The 18,305-nt window shown below is 66.0% G+C and carries 17 protein-coding genes; 9 read left to right on the top strand and 8 right to left on the bottom strand.

Translation table 11 applies throughout. The features are described 5' to 3' along the window. Nucleotides 1-14: 14 nt before the first annotated feature. Genes CH296_RS13040 through CH296_RS13030 form a run of 3 tightly spaced genes read right to left on the bottom strand, consistent with a single transcriptional unit; the run spans nt 15 to nt 4,016 of the window. A complete protein-coding gene (locus CH296_RS13040; RefSeq protein WP_094684932.1) occupies nt 15-1,559 on the bottom strand; it encodes a carotenoid oxygenase family protein in 1,545 nt (514 codons plus the stop codon). Beyond that, nucleotides 1,552-3,171: an FAD-dependent monooxygenase gene (locus CH296_RS13035; RefSeq protein ID WP_256980442.1), complete on the bottom strand. Its 1,620-nt coding sequence runs from the start codon at nt 3,169-3,171 to the stop codon at nt 1,552-1,554. Before CH296_RS13035 ends, CH296_RS13040 begins: the two co-directional genes overlap by 8 nt. A 59-nt stretch (nt 3,172-3,230) precedes the next feature. Continuing rightward, complete coding sequence (locus tag CH296_RS13030) at nt 3,231-4,016, bottom strand: IclR family transcriptional regulator (protein ID WP_045198486.1); 786 nt, start codon at nt 4,014-4,016, stop codon at nt 3,231-3,233. A 147-nt stretch (nt 4,017-4,163) separates the two neighbouring features. Here CH296_RS13030 and CH296_RS13025 point away from each other — a divergent pair, with 147 nt between their 5' ends. Genes CH296_RS13025 through CH296_RS13010 form a run of 4 tightly spaced genes read left to right on the top strand, consistent with a single transcriptional unit; the run spans nt 4,164 to nt 8,020 of the window. After that, entirely contained in the window at nt 4,164-5,750 is a 1,587-nt protein-coding gene (locus CH296_RS13025) for an MFS transporter (protein WP_094684931.1), read from the top strand. Nucleotide 5,751: 1 nt separating this feature from the next. Beyond that, nucleotides 5,752-6,255 carry a DUF3237 domain-containing protein gene (locus CH296_RS13020; RefSeq protein ID WP_218829234.1) on the top strand — a complete coding sequence of 168 codons (504 nt, stop codon included), beginning with the start codon at nt 5,752-5,754 and terminating at the stop codon, nt 6,253-6,255. A gap of 1 nt (nt 6,256) precedes the next feature. Beyond that, entirely contained in the window at nt 6,257-7,189 is a 933-nt protein-coding gene (locus CH296_RS13015) for a VOC family protein (protein ID WP_094684930.1), read from the top strand. Between the two features lie 3 nt (nt 7,190-7,192). Beyond that, nucleotides 7,193-8,020, top strand: coding sequence for a fumarylacetoacetate hydrolase family protein (locus CH296_RS13010; RefSeq protein ID WP_094684929.1), 828 nt, complete (start codon nt 7,193-7,195; stop codon nt 8,018-8,020). A gap of 32 nt (nt 8,021-8,052) precedes the next feature. Here CH296_RS13010 and CH296_RS13005 read toward each other — a convergent pair whose 3' ends face one another. The 3 genes from CH296_RS13005 to CH296_RS12995 form a co-directional block, all read right to left on the bottom strand. Next, nucleotides 8,053-9,279: an AGE family epimerase/isomerase gene (locus CH296_RS13005; RefSeq protein ID WP_094684928.1), complete on the bottom strand. Its 1,227-nt coding sequence runs from the start codon at nt 9,277-9,279 to the stop codon at nt 8,053-8,055. A 4-nt stretch (nt 9,280-9,283) separates the two neighbouring features. Then, complete coding sequence (locus tag CH296_RS13000) at nt 9,284-11,014, bottom strand: diguanylate cyclase domain-containing protein (RefSeq protein WP_094684927.1); 1,731 nt, start codon at nt 11,012-11,014, stop codon at nt 9,284-9,286. 182 nt (nt 11,015-11,196) lie between these two features. After that, a complete protein-coding gene (locus CH296_RS12995) occupies nt 11,197-11,754 on the bottom strand; it encodes a dihydrofolate reductase family protein (RefSeq protein ID WP_094684926.1) in 558 nt (185 codons plus the stop codon). A 122-nt stretch (nt 11,755-11,876) separates the two neighbouring features. On the opposite strand from CH296_RS12995, the gene CH296_RS12990 reads away from it, so the two are divergent. Next, entirely contained in the window at nt 11,877-12,230 is a 354-nt protein-coding gene (locus CH296_RS12990) for a manganese catalase family protein (RefSeq protein WP_256980441.1), read from the top strand. Between the two features lie 55 nt (nt 12,231-12,285). On the opposite strand, the gene CH296_RS12985 is transcribed toward CH296_RS12990, so the two are convergent. Then, the gene (locus tag CH296_RS12985) at nt 12,286-13,377 is read right to left on the bottom strand and encodes a spore photoproduct lyase family protein (protein WP_094684925.1); all 1,092 of its coding nucleotides are present in this window, start codon (nt 13,375-13,377) and stop codon (nt 12,286-12,288) included. Nucleotides 13,378-13,491: 114 nt separating this feature from the next. On the opposite strand from CH296_RS12985, the gene CH296_RS12980 reads away from it, so the two are divergent. From CH296_RS12980 to CH296_RS12965, 4 genes are read left to right on the top strand one after another with little or no spacing between them, the layout of a single operon-like run. Continuing rightward, a complete protein-coding gene (locus CH296_RS12980) occupies nt 13,492-14,589 on the top strand; it encodes a DNA alkylation repair protein (RefSeq protein ID WP_094684924.1) in 1,098 nt (365 codons plus the stop codon). 21 nt (nt 14,590-14,610) lie between these two features. After that, the gene (locus CH296_RS12975; RefSeq protein WP_094646676.1) at nt 14,611-15,738 is read left to right on the top strand and encodes a hypothetical protein; all 1,128 of its coding nucleotides are present in this window, start codon (nt 14,611-14,613) and stop codon (nt 15,736-15,738) included. Beyond that, nucleotides 15,735-16,685 carry an ABC transporter ATP-binding protein gene (locus tag CH296_RS12970; RefSeq protein WP_094683084.1) on the top strand — a complete coding sequence of 317 codons (951 nt, stop codon included), beginning with the start codon at nt 15,735-15,737 and terminating at the stop codon, nt 16,683-16,685. The genes CH296_RS12975 and CH296_RS12970 overlap by 4 nt, the downstream gene beginning before the upstream one ends. Next, the gene (locus tag CH296_RS12965) at nt 16,682-17,494 is read left to right on the top strand and encodes an ABC transporter permease (RefSeq protein ID WP_032395233.1); all 813 of its coding nucleotides are present in this window, start codon (nt 16,682-16,684) and stop codon (nt 17,492-17,494) included. The genes CH296_RS12970 and CH296_RS12965 overlap by 4 nt, the downstream gene beginning before the upstream one ends. On the opposite strand, the gene CH296_RS12960 is transcribed toward CH296_RS12965, so the two are convergent. Further along, nucleotides 17,484-18,293 (bottom strand): alpha/beta fold hydrolase, encoded by an 810-nt coding sequence (locus CH296_RS12960; RefSeq protein ID WP_094684923.1) that lies wholly within the window; start codon nt 18,291-18,293, stop codon nt 17,484-17,486. The two genes, CH296_RS12965 and CH296_RS12960, sit on opposite strands and share 11 nt — an antisense overlap. Nucleotides 18,294-18,305 lie beyond the last annotated feature (12 nt).

Here is an 18,305-nt window from a genome sequence, read left to right as displayed (position 1 = left end):
AGTCCTGCTCTTTCCTACTCGGTGTTCTTCGTTCGTCGAGGTTGGGCTGCGATCGCTGCGTCGAGCACCTCGGCCTCGGCCCAGGATCCATGGAATGCGAACGGCACTCGGACGGGGAGCTTGACGCGTGCGAGTGGTTCGCGGGTGAACGAGTCGGCCTCGTGCACCAATAGTTCGGACAGACCGGACGCCGGATTCCACCACAGGGTCAGCAGGTAGCCGTCGTTCTCGATGCTCGCGCCTCGACGCTGAACGAAGACCGGTTCACTGGGGCTGGTCAATCCGTCCGGTCCTTCGAGCACGATCGTCTGTCCGGTCGAGAAGTCATGGCGCGCAAGCCCATCCGTCAGGGTCAGCGGCGACAGGCTTCGGGTGGTGGCGAAGTAGCCGAAGCGATTCTCCTGGCCCAGCCACGCGTCGTTGATCTTCGGGAACTCGCCCGCCACCCCGCTGTGCATGTGCTGGGTGGTCGTCCTGGTTGCGGTATCGAGCACGAACCGCCAGGCCATCGCGGGTGGAAACCAGGAGTGCGAGTCGATCGGCTCGTCCGAATCGTCGGCCGGATTGCCCAGTCGTGCAATGACGTGCAGGTCCACCACGATTCCCGTGGCAGTTTCGTGGGCGTTGAAGAAGTGCGTCGGGGCCAGCATCAGGCCGGTGTCGTACCACATGACTTCGTGGGTTCGACGGTCGAGGACGGCGAACCTGCTGCCGTTCGGTGTAGCCGATTCGTCCCAGAGCACCCCGGGCCGCCCCGCCATGATGCGGTCGAGGCGGAACTGGTTGGGCGAGATCAGGAAGATCGCGAGGTGTTCGCTCACGATGTAATCGTGCACCATTGCCGGACAGCCCATGTCGAAAGTGACGGTATCGACGACGGTGCCGCTGGTATCGGCCTCGTACCACGTCAGATTCGGCCCGATGGCAGAGTAGAAGAGCATGTTGCCCGTCGACGGTTCGATCTTGTAGTGCGCTGTGCACAGGATATCCAGTGCGCCACCGAAATCGTACGTGCCCTGCGTGTCCAAGCTTTCGGGGTGCATCGAATGCGGCAGTCCGCCTTCGTAGTACACCAGCAGGTGGTCGGCGAACAGGCCGACGTTGGTATTGGCGACGCTCTTGGACGGCGGTGCGCCAACGGGCAGATCCCGCTTGGCCTTGCCCGAGCCGTTGACGAAACCGCTGTACAACGCTTCACCGGCCTCGACCTCGATCTTCATGGTGTCGGTGTGCACCCACTTCATCCGGAACGACGCCTTCCCGTCGCGGATATAGGTGCCGGCGACTCCGCCGTCGCCTTCCCACCAGTGGTAGCGGTCGGTGTCGAGCGGCTCGAAGCGGGGGTTGTCGGCTACCCGGAACAGGGCGCCGGCCAGGTCGTCGGGCAGTTTCCCGATGACCTCGAGGTCGAATGCCTCGGTCTCCTCGTGCCACGGCGCGAACGGACCGTTCAGAAACTTGTTGGACGTGTTCCAGTCGACATCCGCCTCGTGGCGCGCAGTCGCAGGCGCGGTCCGTCGGACCAGTGTCGTCGGGAGCGGGGTGGGTAGGTCACGCATAGCTGACGCCTTTCGTCTCGAGACAGGACAGTTCGGAAGGGCTCGGGGAAGATCCGGTCCACGACGCCACCGCGGCTCGAACGTCGTCACCCTCGTGCGGAAGCCACGCGGCCGCGACGAATCGGTCGGGCCGGACGAGAACGAATCTGCCGGTGTACGTGCGCATCTCGTCGTCCAATCGACCGTCGACGTCGAGCAGTACGTTGACGTCGTCGATTCTCGGTGCCGTGCGATCGGTGGGCACTGCGGCCTCGACGGCGTGCAGGCCGCGCGCGATACCGCGGGCACGGGACCAGTCCCCCGCGTCGTGCACGTCGATTCCCATCAGCGCCCAACCGGTTCCGAGAATCTCGTCGAGCGGACGGATGGTTCGGGTCGCCGAGTCGAAGGCCAGGGGTTGCCCGATCGCACTCCCGGTGTCGTCGCCGGGGAGTACGAGTCCGTCGGAGAATCGGTACGGCGGGCGGTAGGCCATGGTCTCGAACCAGCGTCGCCCGTTCTCGGTGGCCAATGCGGCTCGGACCAACTCGTCGCGCCTGGCCGCGACACGAGGATTGGTCGTCATCACCACGCGGCCCAACCGCTCGGACGCGCGAACCACCGCGGCGGCGTGCGGGCCACGCTCGGATCGGTATGTGGCCAAGACGCTTTCGTGCAGACAGCCGTCGAGCACCCCGGCCAACTTCCACGCCAGGTTCGCGGCGTCACGAATGCCGGAGTTCAGACCCTGACCGGCGAACGGGGGCATCATGTGTGCGGCGTCGCCTAGCAGGAAGCAGCGCCCGAGCTGCCATCGGTCGGCCACAAGACCGTGGAAGCGATAGTTGACGGCTCGTTCGACCTGAGCGGGTGTGATCGGGCGGTAGCGCGAGACGAGTCTTTCGATGAGCTCGAACGGTGGCGAGTCGGTGGCCGTGCCCTCGCCGTCGAACAGGCGGAATTCGTATCGACAGCGACCGTCGAGTCCGGGTACCACCACGTGCGGCCTACTCGGATCGGCATGGTGCATTCCGTAACGCTCGATGTGAGGGTCGCCGAGCGTGTCCACCACCAACCACAATTCCGGATGGCTGCGTCCGGTCATGCCGATCTTCAGCAGGTTTCGAACCGTGGATCGTCCGCCGTCGCTGCCGAGGAGGTAGCGGGCGCGCACCGTGCGTCCACCCGCTTCGATGGCCACGGCGTCCGCATCCTGCACGATCGAGGTGACCTCGGTGTCGAACCGTACGGTGACATGGTGTGCCGTATGCAGAGCCGCTGCCAGCACGCGTTCGAGATCCGGTTGCGCGAACGGGTTCTTGAACGGGTAGCCCAGTCGGTAGGCGCTCTCCGCGCCACCGTGGAAGAGCGGTTCGTCGTCGAGGCCGTAGTAGCGAGTTCCGGTGCCCGGCACGACGATCGGCAGAATTCGGTCGATGACGCCGGCCTGCTGGTAGGTGCGCAGTGCCTCGTCGTCGATGCTGATCGCTTTGGGTTCGTCGCTCGTCGTCGAACGACGCTCGAGAACGATGACGCGGAGCCCTCGTGCAGCGAGCAGCAGGCCCGCGGTCATCCCGACCGGACCGGCACCGCAGATCGCTACGTCGTAGAGGGTGTCGAATCTCGTGTCCACACCACCAAGGTAGCGCGCATCACGTTAAATAGGAATGGTGTCCCATAAAATAGGACACGCTACGAGCTGACGACGGCGAGCCTCGTCGACAGAGTCTCCGCCGCGGCCCGCACTGCGGTGACGAGCACGTCGGTCCGATCCTCCGGAACACGACGTCTGATCGCGACGATGCTCAATGCCGCTGCCACCGAACCGGACTCGTCGAAGATGGGTGCGGCGATTCCCATCGCATCCGGGTCCACCTCCGCGACGGTGACGCCGTAGCCGGTGGTGCGGATGCGCTCGAGGCGATCGACGAGGCGATCGACGTCGGTCAACGTCCGATCGGTGAAGCGTTGCAGCACATGCCGACCCAGAATCGAGCGGATCTCCTTCTCCGGCAGCCAGGCCAGGAGCGTCAACGCCGACGCACCGGCATTGATGGGCAGCCGACTCCCACGCTCGTAGCTCAGGCGCACCAGCTGCTTGGCCCCCTCGCACCGCTCGATGCACACAGCCGTGTCGTCGACGAGCCTGGTGAGCAACACGGTTTCCCCTACCTCGTCGGCCAATTCACGCATCACGGGTTGTGCGATCGTCGTCAATCCGTAACCGCGCCTGGCTAATCGAGCAAGTTCGAGTACTGCGACACCCAACCGAAAGCCGCCATTGGGAGCTTCCTCGAGAAACGATGCGCCGACCAACGTCTGCAGATATCGGTACGCCGTGGAGCGCGCACTGCCGAGGGCCTCGGCGACATCGTTGGCGCTGATCTGCAGGCGATCCTCGGTGAACATTCCCAGGATGATCAGCGCGCGGTCGGCCGTGCTGTTGCGTTCTCGGTATCCACTCGTCTCGGGAGCCATGTCTCCATCCTAGTTCTGATTGTCAGGACTGCAGTGTCATCAAACGGATCTTCGCCCTTGACAGCTGTGATCCAGGCCATGAACACTGTCCTGTATTAGACAACAGTAGTCCTGCTTTACAGGACATTCCCTCAGGATGAGGAACCCATGAACCCCACCCACCAGAAACTGGATCGCGGCACGCTCATCGCCTGTTGCCTCGCGATCGGCGTCGCCCAGATGGGCGTCTCACTCGCAGCGCCCATTCTCGGCGTGATCCAACGCGACCTCGGAGCGAGCGCAGCGGCGCTGGCCTGGATCCCGGCCGCGTTCATCCTCCCCACCGCCATACTCGAGCTGAATTTCGGCGTACTGGGCGACATGTTCGGCCGCAAGAGGCTGCTCGTCTGGGGCGGCGTGCTCGTCTTCGTCGGCGACGTCGTCGCCGGAACGTCGGGAACCCTGACACAACTGATCGCCGGGCAGGCCATCGCCGGACTCGGTGCCGCCGCAATCTTTCCCACGTCACTGGCCATGCTGGTCTCGGCAACCCCCGATCGTCAGGAGCGAGCCCGCGCTCTGTCTCTCTGGGCGGTCAGCCTGGCGTTCGGTGCCATGATCGCTCCGCTGATCAGCGGCTTCGCGGCCGAACACTTCAGCTGGGGCTGGTCGTTCGCCATTCCCGCCGTTCTGGGTCTCGTCACCGCCGTGGTCAGCGCCGCGGTGATCGTCGACTCACGTCATCCCGCCGGACGCGGACTCGACTGGCCGGGCCAGATCACCATCGCCGTCGCCTTGCTCGCCCTGCTGTATGCGGTGATCCAGGGCTCCGTGGACGGCTATTCGAGCCCCGTCATCGTGGGTGCCTTCGTTCTCGCGGTCGCCGCAGGCGTCGCGTTCGTCATCAGCGAGCAGCGAGCGCGCACCCCGATGCTGAATCTCGCGCTGTTCCGTACGCCTGCCTTCGCGGCGACTGCGCTGATCGGTTTGCTCGCGATGTTCGGCTTCATCGGAACCGCCTACGCGCTCAGCGTGAAGCTCGAAGCGATCCTGCACGTCAGCCCGCTGCAGGCTGCACTGCCGTTCGCTCTCATCCAAGCCGTACCGCTGCTCCTCACGCCACTGCTCCCGCGCCTGTTGATGCGCGTCGCGGCCCGCACCCTGCTGGTCACCGGACTGTCGGCATTGGCCGTCGGTCAACTCTGGATGGCTCAGCTACCCGGCGACTCCACCTCGCTGCTCGCGATGACCGGCCCGATCCTGTTGCTCGGCACCGGCTTCATCACCATGTTCACCGCACTGACGGCCGTCGCCGTCGGAGCCGTCGCCATCGATTACGCCGGAATGGCCAGCGCGGTAACCAGTCTCGTTCGCGAGACCGGGCAGAGCCTCGGGCCCGCGATCGTCAGCGCCGTGGCGTTCGGAGTTGCCGGAGCCACCCTGACCTCCACCCTGTCCGACGGTTCCCTCCCTCCCGAGGCGGTGGGCGTGGCATCCGGCGTCGCAGAGCAGGGCGGGCCGTTGGCGGTGGCCAACGCCGACCTCGGTCCGATCTCGGATCTGGTTGCACCACTTGCCAGGACGGCTCTCGAGACCGGCCTCGACATCGGCATCTACGTCTGTGCCGGAGCCACCGTCCTGGCTGCGCTCATCGCCCTCGTCATTCCCGGCGGAGCCCCCAGGGGACTCGATGCTGCCCCGATCGACGCGGCAGCATCACCTACGGCCGGGCGACTGCTGCCCGCCGGTGAGTGACATGTCCACGCCCACTCTCCATCACGTCTTCACCCTCGACGTCGAGCTGGCTCCCCCGGTGGTGATCGGGTCGACCCCACACGGAATGCGTCGGGTCATCCCGATCACCGGCGGCCGATTCCAGGGACCGGCCGGATCCGGGACGATCCTGCCCGGCGGTGCGGACTGGAACCTGGTGCGCACCGACGGCGTCACCCACCTGTGGGCTCGCTACACGATCGTCACCGACGACGACGTGACCATCATGGTCACCAACGAGGGCTGGGGCACCCAGGACGATGCCACCATGGAGCGCATCTTCGCCGGCGGTGGTGCCGACATCGACCACTGGTACTGCTCCACCAACCCGCGCTTCGAGGTGGCCGATCCAGGATGGAAGTGGTTGAACCACAGCGTGTTCCTCGGCCACTTGGAACCGCCCACCCGCGGCGACCGGGTGCGTATCACCGTCTACACCGACGCCATCGTCCCCACCCCATCGACGCCCCGAAAGGCGGATCACTGACATGACCACTCCCACCCGGAACAGACTGCAGGAAGGTAGAGCCGTGGGCACACTGCGCCGGACCGCCGTCTCGCACCTCGGATTCACCGTTCCCTGCGTCGCCGCCACCGCCGACTTCTACGGCCGCACCGTCGGTCTGACCGTGCAGGAGGAGCTCGCAGGCGGCGGCCTGCGCCTCGGCTGGGGCCTCGGACACCACGTTCTGGACCTCACCGAGGGTCCGAAGGGGCTGTCTCACTACGGCTTCGAGGTTCGTGATGCCGACGGTATCGCCGGGATCACCGCACGATTGAAGGACGCCGGCCATGACGTCGCGGATCTGGATCCGTCCGTCCTCGACCATGCCGTCGGCGCACCGTCGGGCATCTCGGTGACCGACCCCGACGGCACCACGGTGCATTTCCACGGACCGGTCGCGCGCCAGGGTGAGAACGCTGCCGATCCGCGACGACGCCCGATCAAGTTCCAGCACACCACTCTCGGCACCGACAACGTGGCGCAGATGGTCTCGTTCTTCGTCGACATCGTCGGATTCCGCATCTCCGATCAGCTCGAGGACGGCCGGTTCGCGTGGCTGCGCAGCGACCGCGATCACCACACTCTGGCCGTCGTCGAGAACGGTGTGCCCGGCGATCTCGACCATTACTCCTACGATCTGGCCGAGTGGGAGGACTTCAAGTCCTGGTGCGATCGCCTCACCGAGATCGGTGTCGACGTCGTCTGGGGCCCGGGACGCCATGGCCCCGGCAACAACTTGTTCGTCTTCTTCGACGATCCCGCGGGCAACCACATCGAGCTCTCGGCCGAGATGGAGAAGTTCCACGACGACCGAGCCACGTACGTGACGCGGCAGTGGCGTCCGGTACCCGCGTCGGTGAATCTGTGGGGCGGACAGCTGGCGAGCTGGCGCAAGACGAGCGAAAGCGAGATCTGAGATATGGCCTACATCAGCTACGAGCACAACGGAATTCGCGGAGTCGGCGAGGTCGACGGCGCTACGCTGATCCCACTGAAGGGTATCGCCGCGATCGGACGTTCCAGTTCGCTCGAGGCACTTGCCGGGGCAGATCGCCTGACCGGGGAGCGCCTACCGATCGGCGACGTGCGCGTCCTCCCGGCTGTCACCGACCCCGCCCGAGTGATCTGCGTCGGACTGAACTACCGCGACCACATTGCCGAAACAGGACGCGAGTTCCCCACGTACCCGGTGATGTTTCCCAAGTTCGCCTCCAGCCTGATCGGGGCCTACGACGACATCGCCGTCCCACCGGAGAGTTCCGAGGTGGACTACGAGGGCGAGATGGCGGTGATCATCGGACGCGCGGGCAGGCGCATCACCGAGGAGAACGCACTCGATCACGTTCTGGGTTACACCGTCGCCAACGACATCACGATGCGTGATTACCAGTACAAGACGCATCAGTGGCTGCAGGGAAAGGCATGGGACGCAAGCACTCCCCTCGGCCCGTACGTCGTCTGCCCCGACGAGGTGGACCTCGCGAGTTGCGGCATTCGTACGATTGTCAACAGCGAGAAGGTACAGGAGTCGGATCTGTCGCAGTTGCTGTTCACGGTGCCGAACCTGATCGCGACAATCTCCACGTTCACCACCCTCGAGCCCGGTGATGTCATCCTCACCGGCACGCCCGGCGGAGTGGGCTACCGCCGCAAGCCCCAGCTGTTACTGAAGCCCGGCGATCACGTGAGTGTGGAAATCGACAACCTCGGTTCGGTGAGCAACCGATTGGTGGCGGACGTGCACTGACATCTGTGCGTCTGCGCTGCCTGTGGCACTCGTCAGTCCGAATCGGGCTGCAGCGCAGCCAACATGCTCGTGTTCGGCGCATATCGGCTGATCCACGTCGCTTGGACGGCGTGGTAGAGATCGGGTTTTCCGCTCCACACCGTTGCCGCGGGAACGTTGTGGGAGTCGAGTTCGTGATGCCAGGAGCCGTCGACGCGGTCGACGAAATAGTCGGCCGCAACGTCCCACCACGTTCGATAGTCGTTGCCGTACCGTTCTTCTCCCGTAACGCGTCCGAGAGTCGCGGCTGCTCCGATCGCCTCGCACAACACCCAGTGCAGTCGACCCGTGACAACCGGCTGCCCTGTCCAGTCCGTGGTGTAGACGAACCCGGGGGTGGGCCCGGGCTGCCAGCCGTCGACGGCAGCCCGGTCGTAGAGGGACTGGGCCGCATCGAAGTAGTCCCGCCCGCCCGCAACGAGACTTGCCTGCACGAGGAGTCGCGCCCACTCGAAGCCGTGGCCGACGGTGGCACCGTATGGCTTGAACTGGTTCGCTACGTCGTCGCGGTTGTACTCGAGCTGCGGGATCCACTCTGCCGTGAAGTGCTCCGGGACGCGCCACTCGTTGTCCGCGGACCATCGACATACGTTGTCGCAGATACGCAGTGCACGTTCGCGCCAGAGCTCGGGCGCACCGGCGTCGGCGGCGGCCAGCAGCGCCTCGACCATGTGCATGTTGGCGTTGATGCCGCGATACGGATCGAGCTCGGACCAGTCGACAGTCCAGGTGTCCGAACACATTCCGTACCGTTCGTCCCAGAACCGAGAGTCGACGATATCGAGTGCCTCGTCGAGAAGTTCCCGGCCACGTGCGTGACCCACCGCGGTGGCAGCCGACGCGGCGAGCACCACGAAGGCATGCGTGTACGCCGATTTCACTGCATCGGGCGAGGCCGCGTCGGCACTGGACTCGAACCAGCCGCCGTTCGTGCTGTCTTGCAACGTGGTCGACAGTCCGTCGAAGACGCGATCGGCTCTCCTGCGGGAACCCGGTCGGCCCTGCACGGACCCGAGAAAGTGCACATGCGCCATCCGAGCGGTGATGTACGTATGCGCCGGATGGTCGAGGTCGGGGTTACCGCGATCGTCCAGCCACGCCGCGCCTCCGGCCGGGTGGTCGAGTGTGGTTCCGAAATCCAGAAGTCGAGACGACTCGGTGTCGAGCCACGATCGATGAGAGGGCAGTGTCCACCAGTTGCCGGGGTCTGCTGGAGTCATTCGTTCATTGTGCGGTGCCCGCGATCGCCTGTTCGCCGGACGCGACAGTTTCCTCCGAATCGTCGAACAATTCGATCCGATCCTTGCCGCTCTGCTTGGCCCGGTACATCGCGGAATCCGCGTCCCGAAGCACATCCTGAGCTGTGGCACCCCTGCGGGCCACCACCATTCCGATGCTCGCCGACACCTCGTACTGCCGTCCCTCGAACTCGATGGCCGAGGCCAGCGCGGCCTTGATCCGCGCAGCCACGCTGCCTGCGAGTCCGTCCGCGTCCGAGGCCGGGTCGTCCATCTGGGCGTCGAGGACCAGGACGAATTCGTCACCGCCCACCCTGGCGATGAAGTCGTCGCTTCGCAGTATCGCGCGCAGACGCCGTGCCACCTCGACCAGCACCGCGTCGCCCGCAGCATGTCCGCCGCTGTCGTTCACGCTCTTGAAACCGTCCAGGTCGCAGAACAGCACCACCGCCGCGATGCCGGTGCGCGCGCCCCGATCGATCGCAGAGCCGATCCGGTCCAACAGCAGCATGCGATTGGGCAGTCCCGTCAACGGATCCTGCAGCGCCGCACGTTCGAGAGCACGCTCGGCCTCGACGACGTCGGTCACCTCTCGGAGGACCGAAAGCACCTGCAGCACCTCACCCGACGGCCCCCGGCGAAAGGGCGTGGTTCGACGCGACAACCACCGGGTCTCACCGCCGAGGCCACGCACTCGGTACTGAGTCGTGAGGCTTTCCCCGTCTGCCAACGATGCAGCGGCCCGGTCGGCCGCCGCAACGATGTCGAGGTCCTCCACAAGCACCTCGATGTCGGACGAATCCTCGGCACCGTCGACCGTCGAATCTCCGTCGGGCCGCCCCTCCGGATCACCGGCGGTCGTGGTACCGATCAACGAGCGGAGGCTGCGCGACGCCCACGTCAGGTGCCCCGTGTCGACGTCGACGACCGTCGCGATATCCGGCGACGCGGTCAACACGGCGTCCCGGAATGCTCGCGCACGATCCAGCTCCGCCCGCGCCTCACGCTCGGCCGTCACGTCCTCCGACAGCACCATGGCACCGACGATGGCATCGGCCTCGTCGCGCAGCGGCCGGGCTCGAACCTGGAAGACTCTTCCGGTCCCGGCGCTGACGGAATCGAAGGAGGATTCCTCCCCTGCGACAGCTGCCCGGTAGTACGGAGCGACGTGCGCGAAGACCTCCGTTGGCACCGTGTCCTCGAGCAACTTCCCTTCCATCCGGCGCGGGTCGTAGCCCTCCGCGACCAGATCGGCACCTTCGACCAGGACGAATCGAAGGTCACGGTCGACGATGAACACCGTCGTGTGGGGCAGATTCGCGGCGAGCTGACGGTACCGAGCCTCACTGGCATCGTCGAACATCGCCGGCGAGCGAAGCAGTGGACCGTAGGAGCGGCGCATTCCGAGATACACAACACCCGCCAACGCGGTCGACAGGGTCACTGCGACATCCAGATCGCCGCCCATGGACTCCCGCATGATCGCGATCGTTCCGCCGCCTGCATGTTCGCTGTGCCCGGCCCCCGCGAGCAGGTGAACCGCATGCAACACATGGTGAGCCGCGCAGGTGGTGAAGATGGCGGCGGTTGCCAGCGCCAATCGATTCTTCCGAAGCTGGGCGGTGCGACGCAGCCCACGAACGATGAACAGCACGATCCCGAGATACGCCGACGCAGTGATCGCGTTCAGGATCACGACCCAGAGCCAACCGCTCATGCGACGGACTCTCTGTCGGTCGCGTCCGGGTCCGCGTCGGAGTGGGAGTGCGGCATGTGCGGCATCGATGACCTCCGCGGGGTCTGAACTGCTGGGTGTGGGCCGGACCGACCAAAGCGGACGAACCACCCGCCGGTGTCGTGCCGCGAGGGTATCTCAATCCGGCCCGTACCTGCGAGATGTCAGCGAGACACGCTGTAACGCAGATACAGCCACCCCGACTCGGCGAACACCTTCTGCTCCGCGAGTGTCAGGTCGAGATGGTGACCGACCGGAAAGTACGGTTTGCCACCGCCCAGGATGGTCGGCAGAAGGATGACCTCGAACTGATCGATCTCGTCGACCAGCGACTCCGCCAATGCGGCACCGCCCACGGCCAATGTCCCCTCGGTCTCGCGTTTCAGCCGCTTGACCTCGGCGACAGCGTCGGCACTGCGCACCAACCGGCACCCGACGGCCACCGAATCGAGAGTGTCGGAGAAGACGATCCGCGGGGTGTCCACATACAGTCGCGCGAACTCCGCCTCGACGTCGTCACCCTCCGCCCGTAGCGGATCCGTCCAGTAGTCCTCCATGGCCTCGTACAGTCGACGCCCGAACAGAAAGGCAGTAGTGGCCTCCGTCTGCCGGTTCGAGAATCGATGGGACTCCTCGTCAGGCACGGAGAAGTCGAGACTGCCTGCGGAATTCTCGATGAAGCCGTCGAGAGAAACGTGCATGTTGTACGTCAGAATTGCCATGTCACTCCTGAAATCCGATGGGGTCGTGGGTACTGACCTCGACGAGCCCGCTTTGTCACCGGGCGCTCGGCAAGGAATAGATCGCCTGCACGACGGCCATGCAGAGGGGGCCCAGGGTTCGAGTGCAGGCAGAGGGGGCACTGCCGGTCGATTCCGTCGGCAACCCGTGGAGCGGTGGCTACGTCTACAACTCCGGCAACCTGGTCCTCGACCTGATGTACAACCTCATGCTCGAGTCGACCGGTTGCCTGCAGAAGTGCCGCATGTACGAGATGACCGCCAACAAGGCTGCGCGATCGACCATTTCGTACCGGATCGTGCGCGAGCAGGCACCCGAAGGCGTTCCGATGGAAATCTCACCGGAACGGCTGGAGGAGTTCGCCCCGGGACTGGACACCGACCTCATGGAGCTGATTCAGCAGACCGCCGAGATGGCGATGGCCGACATCGACGCCACGTTCGGAAAGATGAAGTAAATCATCCTCTTTCGCAGCCCGGCCTCCACCGCACACCGGTGGAGGCCGGGCTTTGTCACGTCCAATAGAGAAGCTGCGCGTCGGGGAGCACGGACCCCAGTTCTTCGACGAACCATGTGCGCATCTCGGTCATCGTGTCCTTGGGGTAGACGTACTTCACGCCGCCGAACTTGTTTCTCTTTGCTGTGCGGGCACTTTCGTCCATCTCGAGCTTGGTCCCCGGGTACCAACTCAACAGCACGTCCTTGCTGGCCGGCGTGAATCGATGGGTGATGATCTCGGCAGTCAGGTCGAGATCAGGGACATCGCGCACCGCGTCGGCGACGTTCGAGAGCAGTCGACCGTATTGTTCGCGCCACTGCGGTATCGGCATGATCGGAGCGATCGTCAGCCCCACTCGATATCCGGCGAGAGCCAACCGTCTCAGCGCCTCGATCCGAGCGGGCATCCTCGCGGTTCCACCCTCGAATCGGTGGGCGATGTCATCGGCGTTGACCGACAGTCGAACTCGGGTTCGTCGCCCGTGATCGAGCGTCACCAACTCGGTGACGTCGTCGAACTTGGTGGTGAAACGCAGCGACACGTCGTCGCCGTAGGTTCCTGCACCCACCCTGCGTACGGCCTCGGCGAGTGATCCCGTCACGTGCTCGATCCCCAGAGGATCGGTGTAGCAGGACAGTTCGAAGGTGGTGCCCTCGTGTCCACGCTCCTCGGTCCCCGAGGTGATGGTGCCGCGGCCGGCATGGGTGCCGATACCGGCCAGGACGTCGTCGATGTTGGCGAACACCCTGGTGATCGGAGGCCCGGACAACGAGCCCGCCAGATAGCAGTACTGACAGTGCGCCGGGCACCCCTTCGCCAGATCGATACGCCAATCTGCACTCGGCGGAATCGGTTGTGGCTTCAGCACACTCGGTGGTGCCACCACCACCGCCATCGTCGTCTTGGCACGCGCATAGGTCTCCCGCTCGGACTCACCGCGCAGGCCGGTCAGACGGTCCCCCTGCAACACATCGATCTCGGTCACTCCGGCTGCTTCGCATCGACGGATGATCTCCGCGGTATGGGGAAGCTCGGACGCAGACCGGGTGACCAGGACACGTGAGGGCGTCCACAGTCGAGTGGGGGCAGAGAGAACGTTGTCCATTACCTCTTCTCAACGTCCGGGGACTGTCGATCCTTCCCGCCAACGGCAGCTCGGACGCTGCCCGACTCGGCTCCGGTGATTCCGCGGCTCATGGATCTCCGGTAAGAAGCTCTCATGCCCTTCGCCGACGAACTCATCGGCCCGGACGCTGCTCGCACGCTGCTTCGGACCATCCGCAACGCCGCACCGAGTGCAGATCTGTCGCTGCTGACAGGATCGGTCGATCAGTTGGGACCGCTCGCGCTGCGGGCGCGCGCCGATCTACTGCGCGACGCGCTTCTCGTGGGATTGCCCGGCGATTACGCAGAGTTCGCTCGGACCATCCGACGGGCCGCCGAGGATCCGGATTTTCAGGGCTGGTCGATCTGGCCGGTCACGAGCGCCGTGGCGACGAAGGCCGTCGAGGAGCAGACCTCGGCCGCGTTCGACGACGGAATGTCGCTGCTGGCCGAACTCACCGGCAGACTCAGCTCCGAGTTCGCCATCCGCACGTTCCTACGAGCCGATCTGGATCGGGCTCTCGCCATCGCGGCGGAATGGACTCGATCATCGGACGAGCACGTGCGGCGTCTGGCATCGGAAGGCACACGCCCGTATCTGCCGTGGTCGGTGCGTGTCCCCGAGATTCTCGCGCGGCCCGGCGTCACGGTAGCGATCCTCGACGAGCTCTACCGGGACGACAGTGACTACGTTCGGCGGTCGGTCGCCAACCACCTCAACGACTTCAGCCGGGACGTCCCGGACTTGGTCGTTCGGACCGCGGCGCGGTGGCTCGACGACCCGGACGCGCACACCGACCGGCTCGTACGACACGCACTTCGGACGGTGATCAAGAACGGCGACACCGACGCACTCGCCCTGCTGGGGTTCGCGCCCGCCGACTTGGAGGTGACAGGCCCCACCCTCGATGTCGCGGAGCTACGGATCGGCGGCAGCGTGCGCTTCGATGCGTCGATCCACAATGTCGGCACCGAACCGGCCAAGGTCGCGATCGACTACATCGTCCACCACACCAAAACCAACGGTGGAGTGACGGGTAAGACGTTCAAACTGACGACGAAAACGATCGCGCCCGGTGAGGGCGTCGACGTTGCGCGGCAACACTCCTTTCGAGCGTTGACCACACGGAAGTACTACCCCGGCCCGCACTCGATCGAGCTCCAGATCAACGGTGTGAGTTACGGTCTCGCGAATTTCGTGCTCGTCGACTGACGCGGGCTTTGTACTACCCACATGCAGCACAACGGGTACGTCCGTACGGTCGATGAGGTGCACAAGAAGTGGCGGTGGCTGGCGGTGGTGCTCGGCATCGCCGTGCTCGTCACCACGCCCGCGGTGATCGAGCGCTGGCCCGTCGACGCGTCGGACATCAGTGCGGCCGAACTGCTCTCCCGCGTCCAGTCCTCGACCGACACCCCGTACTCGGGCTACGCCCAGGCCGTCGGCGGTGTCACCCTCCCCGTCACCGACGGGCTCGGCGGACTTCCGGATCTGCTGGGCGACACCACGACTCTGCGCGCTTGGTATCGCGCCCCGGACAGCTGGCGCGTCGACACCGTGCGCCTCGCCGGTGAGCGCGGTCTCTATCGGAGCCCGGCTCGGCTGTGGAGCTGGGACTACGAACAGAACACGGCCGTGGTGACCCCCGTCCCCGAGCCGAGTCTCCGCCTGCCTCGCCAAGCCGACCTGCTACCCCCGGAGCTCGGGCAGCGGTTGCTCAGCGAGGCGACCGCCGATGAGGTCAGCCGGCTGCCCGCCCGTCGGATTGCCGGCCGCGACGCCCCCGGCCTGCGGCTGATCCCCAGCGAACCGCAGAGCACGATCACCGAGGTCGACGTGTGGGCCGACCCCGACAGCGGGCTTCCACTGCAGGTAGACGTGCTGGGCGACGGGGTCACTCGCCCCATCGTCAGCACCGCGTTCCTCGACTTCTCCTCCGCGACCCCGGACGCGGACACCGTCCGATTCGTCCCGCCGCCGGGTACCGATGTGCAGCAGCAGGACGGTCTCGACATCGCCTCGTTCGCCGACGGGATCGACTCTGCCGGTCTCCCTTCGACACTGTCGGGACTCGATCTGAGGGACCGCGGAGTCCAGGGTGCGGTGGGAATCTACGGCCGCGGGGTGACGGAGTTGATCGCTGCTCCGCTACCGCGTCGCGCCGCGCGGGGGCTCGTCGATCAGCTGCGGGCAGCGCCGGGGGCGGTCGTCACCGGTAGCAGCGTCGCACTGACGATCGGCCCCCTCAACGTCCTGATCACCGAGCCCAGCGCCGACCGGCGTCGCTACCTGCTCTCCGGCACCGTCACCGCGCAAACCCTTGCCACCGCCGCCCAGCAGCTCGAAGGAGCAGCCACATGATCCGCACGACCGGCCTGACCAAGAGTTACGGATCGGTGCGGGCAGTCGACGGCGTCGACCTCGACGTGCGCGCCGGCGACATCTACGGCTTCGTGGGTGCGAACGGATCCGGTAAGACGACGACCGTGCGGATGCTGCTCGGGCTCGTCCTGGCGACCTCCGGGCAGATGCAGGTGCTCGGCGAGGAGATGCCGCGTCGACGCAGGAGCGTGCTGCCGCGGGTGGGGGCGCTGATCGAGAACCCCGCCGCCTACCCCAACCTCTCCGGACGACGGAATCTCACCTTGCTCGACGCAGCCGGGCCGGGAGGTTCCCGGCGCACCAGGACCGCCCGCGTCGGCGAGGCCCTCGAACAGGTGGGACTCGGCGGGGTGGGACGGAGGCCGGTCAAGCAGTACTCGCTCGGAATGCGGCAGCGTCTCGGATTGGCTGCGGCACTGATGCGCACCCCCGAGCTGCTGATCCTCGACGAGCCGACCAACGGTCTCGACCCACAGGGAATCCTCGAGATTCGGGAGTTGCTCCTGGGCCTGCATGCGAAGGGCACCACCGTGTTCCTCTCGAGCCACCTGCTGGCCGAGGTGGAGCAGTTGTGCGACCGCGTGGGAGTTCTCGATCGAGGTCGCCTCGTTCTGCAGGATCAGCTCTCCGCGTTCCAGCAGCCGACCGGTCGGGTGCTCGTGACCACCCCGGACCCGGCCGAGGCCGTCACCGTGCTCTCCGGAATCCAGAACGCCACCGTGTTCCACCGTGAAGGGCAGCAGCTGGTGATCGAACACCCGGACTCGGCCCTGCTCAATCGGCTGCTCGTCGAAGGCGGCGTCCGGGTGAGCGAGCTGAGCCCGCAGCAGATGAGTCTGGAGCAGTCCGTGCTGGCCGTCACCGGTGCCAGTGCCGACCGCGTCGACGGTCCCGTCCGCTCCACCGAGATGGAGGTGACCGCATGATCGGCGTCGAGCTGCGCGCAATGCTGAGCCGACCCCGCACGTGGGTCGTCATTCTCCTGCTCAATCTGCTGCCCACCGTCGTCGCGGGTCTGTTGGCCCTCACCGATGTCGGTCCGCGGCCCGGCGAAGGCCCCGCCTTCCTGTCGGCGGTGCTCACCAACGGTCAGCTCTTCCCGCTCGCCGCGCTCGCCATCGTGCTTCCGTTGTTTCTTCCTGTCGCTGTATCGGTCATCGCAGGCGATGCCGTTGCCGGGGAGGCCCAGGCCGGCACCCTGCGCTACCTGCTCGCGCGCCCGGTGGGACGCACCAAGCTACTGGTGGCGAAGCTGATCTCGGTGGCCGCCTTCGTGCTGCTGGCGGTGGTCATCGTGGCTGCTGTCGCGTACTTCGTCGGCACGACGCTGTTCGACGTCTCGACTGTTGGGGGCGTCGCCAGCGTGTCCGGCACGGTGCTGACCGATCAACAGGTCGCCGTGCGGACCGTCATCGCCGTGCTCTACGTGACGCTCTCGATGCTCGGAGTGGCGGCCATGGGCCTGTTCCTCTCGACCCTGACCGACTCCCCGCTCGCCGCGACGCTCGGCGCACTGGCGTTCCTCATCGCCAGCTCGCTGCTGCTGACGTTGGACGCCGCCGACGCCATCGCGCCGTACCTCCCGACGCGATACTGGTTGGCTTTCGTAGACCTCTTCCGCGACCCGGTGCCCACGCGGGACCTGGTGCGCGGGGTCGGGTTGCAGGGCGTCTACGTCGTCGTGCTTCTGGGTGCGGCGTGGGCGAACTTCACGACCAAGGACATCACGAGCTGAGACGGCTGCAATCGGCTGCGCCGAGCTGGGTGGTGGAATCGCCGTCCAACTGGGCGGACACGATTGCGCCGACGAGAGGATCGCGGGGCAGGTTCCCGTGATCGACGGTGGAGTCCGCACACACGCTCTGCACGGGGATGTCGATCGCGCCGTCGAGTCGGGCCGAGGACGGTGGGGTCACCACCTGGTCCAGTTCGGTCCACACCGACACCCACTGCGGCCCCTCCGGCGTCTCGTCGCCGGAGTTCAGGGCGGTGAGCACGGAACTGTCGGGGACGAGCTGCTGACAGGCCGTCGGGCATTGGTCGGGCAGGACCTGGGACGCCAGAGCGGCCACCTGGGTGCCGTGATGTGGGGAGCCGAGGGTCACGATGCGTCGAGCCTGCTCGACGCCGCCCAGATCGGAAGCCCAGATCCGGGCCACCACCCCGCCCGCGGAATACCCGACGACGTCGACCGACGTCGCCGCCGTCCGAGTAAGGGCTGCGTCGACGGCGTCGCGCAGGGTCTGCGCCTGTACGGTCAGGTCGCCGACGCCGCCGTCGGGCAGGGCCACGACGGTCGCGTCGCGGCCGTTCTCTCGTAGTTCGGCCGCGAGCACCTCCAACGCATCGGTGGACCCGCCGAATCCGGGGACCAGCAGCACCGGGCCGGGAACGGACTGGTCGACGCTCGCGACGACGTCGCTCGTGGGGCGTGATGCGACGAAGGCCGCCACGGCCGCGACGACTCCGACCAGCACGAGAGCGAGAACGACGAACACGAGACGACGGCGCGCGGGGGCGAGGGAGACGAACACTTCATCCAGTGT

Origin of the sequence: Rhodococcus sp. 14-2496-1d, assembly GCF_002259365.1 — a bacterium.
Lineage (GTDB): Bacteria > Actinomycetota > Actinomycetes > Mycobacteriales > Mycobacteriaceae > Rhodococcoides.
Note: the sequence above shows the minus strand (reverse complement) of the source record. Positions and strands in the feature narration are given on the sequence as shown.

Coding starts and splice junctions, on each gene's coding strand:
- CH296_RS13040 (WP_094684932.1), bottom strand. CDS start 1,559: ATGCGTGACCTACCCACCCCGCTCCCGACGACACTGGTCCGACGGACC.
- CH296_RS13030 (WP_045198486.1), bottom strand. CDS start 4,016: ATGGCTCCCGAGACGAGTGGATACCGAGAACGCAACAGCACGGCCGAC.
- CH296_RS13025 (WP_094684931.1), top strand. CDS start 4,164: ATGAACCCCACCCACCAGAAACTGGATCGCGGCACGCTCATCGCCTGT.
- CH296_RS13020 (WP_218829234.1), top strand. CDS start 5,752: ATGTCCACGCCCACTCTCCATCACGTCTTCACCCTCGACGTCGAGCTG.
- CH296_RS13015 (WP_094684930.1), top strand. CDS start 6,257: ATGACCACTCCCACCCGGAACAGACTGCAGGAAGGTAGAGCCGTGGGC.
- CH296_RS13010 (WP_094684929.1), top strand. CDS start 7,193: ATGGCCTACATCAGCTACGAGCACAACGGAATTCGCGGAGTCGGCGAG.
- CH296_RS13005 (WP_094684928.1), bottom strand. CDS start 9,279: ATGACTCCAGCAGACCCCGGCAACTGGTGGACACTGCCCTCTCATCGA.
- CH296_RS13000 (WP_094684927.1), bottom strand. CDS start 11,014: ATGAGCGGTTGGCTCTGGGTCGTGATCCTGAACGCGATCACTGCGTCG.
- CH296_RS12995 (WP_094684926.1), bottom strand. CDS start 11,754: ATGGCAATTCTGACGTACAACATGCACGTTTCTCTCGACGGCTTCATC.
- CH296_RS12985 (WP_094684925.1), bottom strand. CDS start 13,377: ATGGACAACGTTCTCTCTGCCCCCACTCGACTGTGGACGCCCTCACGT.
- CH296_RS12980 (WP_094684924.1), top strand. CDS start 13,492: ATGCCCTTCGCCGACGAACTCATCGGCCCGGACGCTGCTCGCACGCTG.
- CH296_RS12975 (WP_094646676.1), top strand. CDS start 14,611: ATGCAGCACAACGGGTACGTCCGTACGGTCGATGAGGTGCACAAGAAG.
- CH296_RS12970 (WP_094683084.1), top strand. CDS start 15,735: ATGATCCGCACGACCGGCCTGACCAAGAGTTACGGATCGGTGCGGGCA.
- CH296_RS12965 (WP_032395233.1), top strand. CDS start 16,682: ATGATCGGCGTCGAGCTGCGCGCAATGCTGAGCCGACCCCGCACGTGG.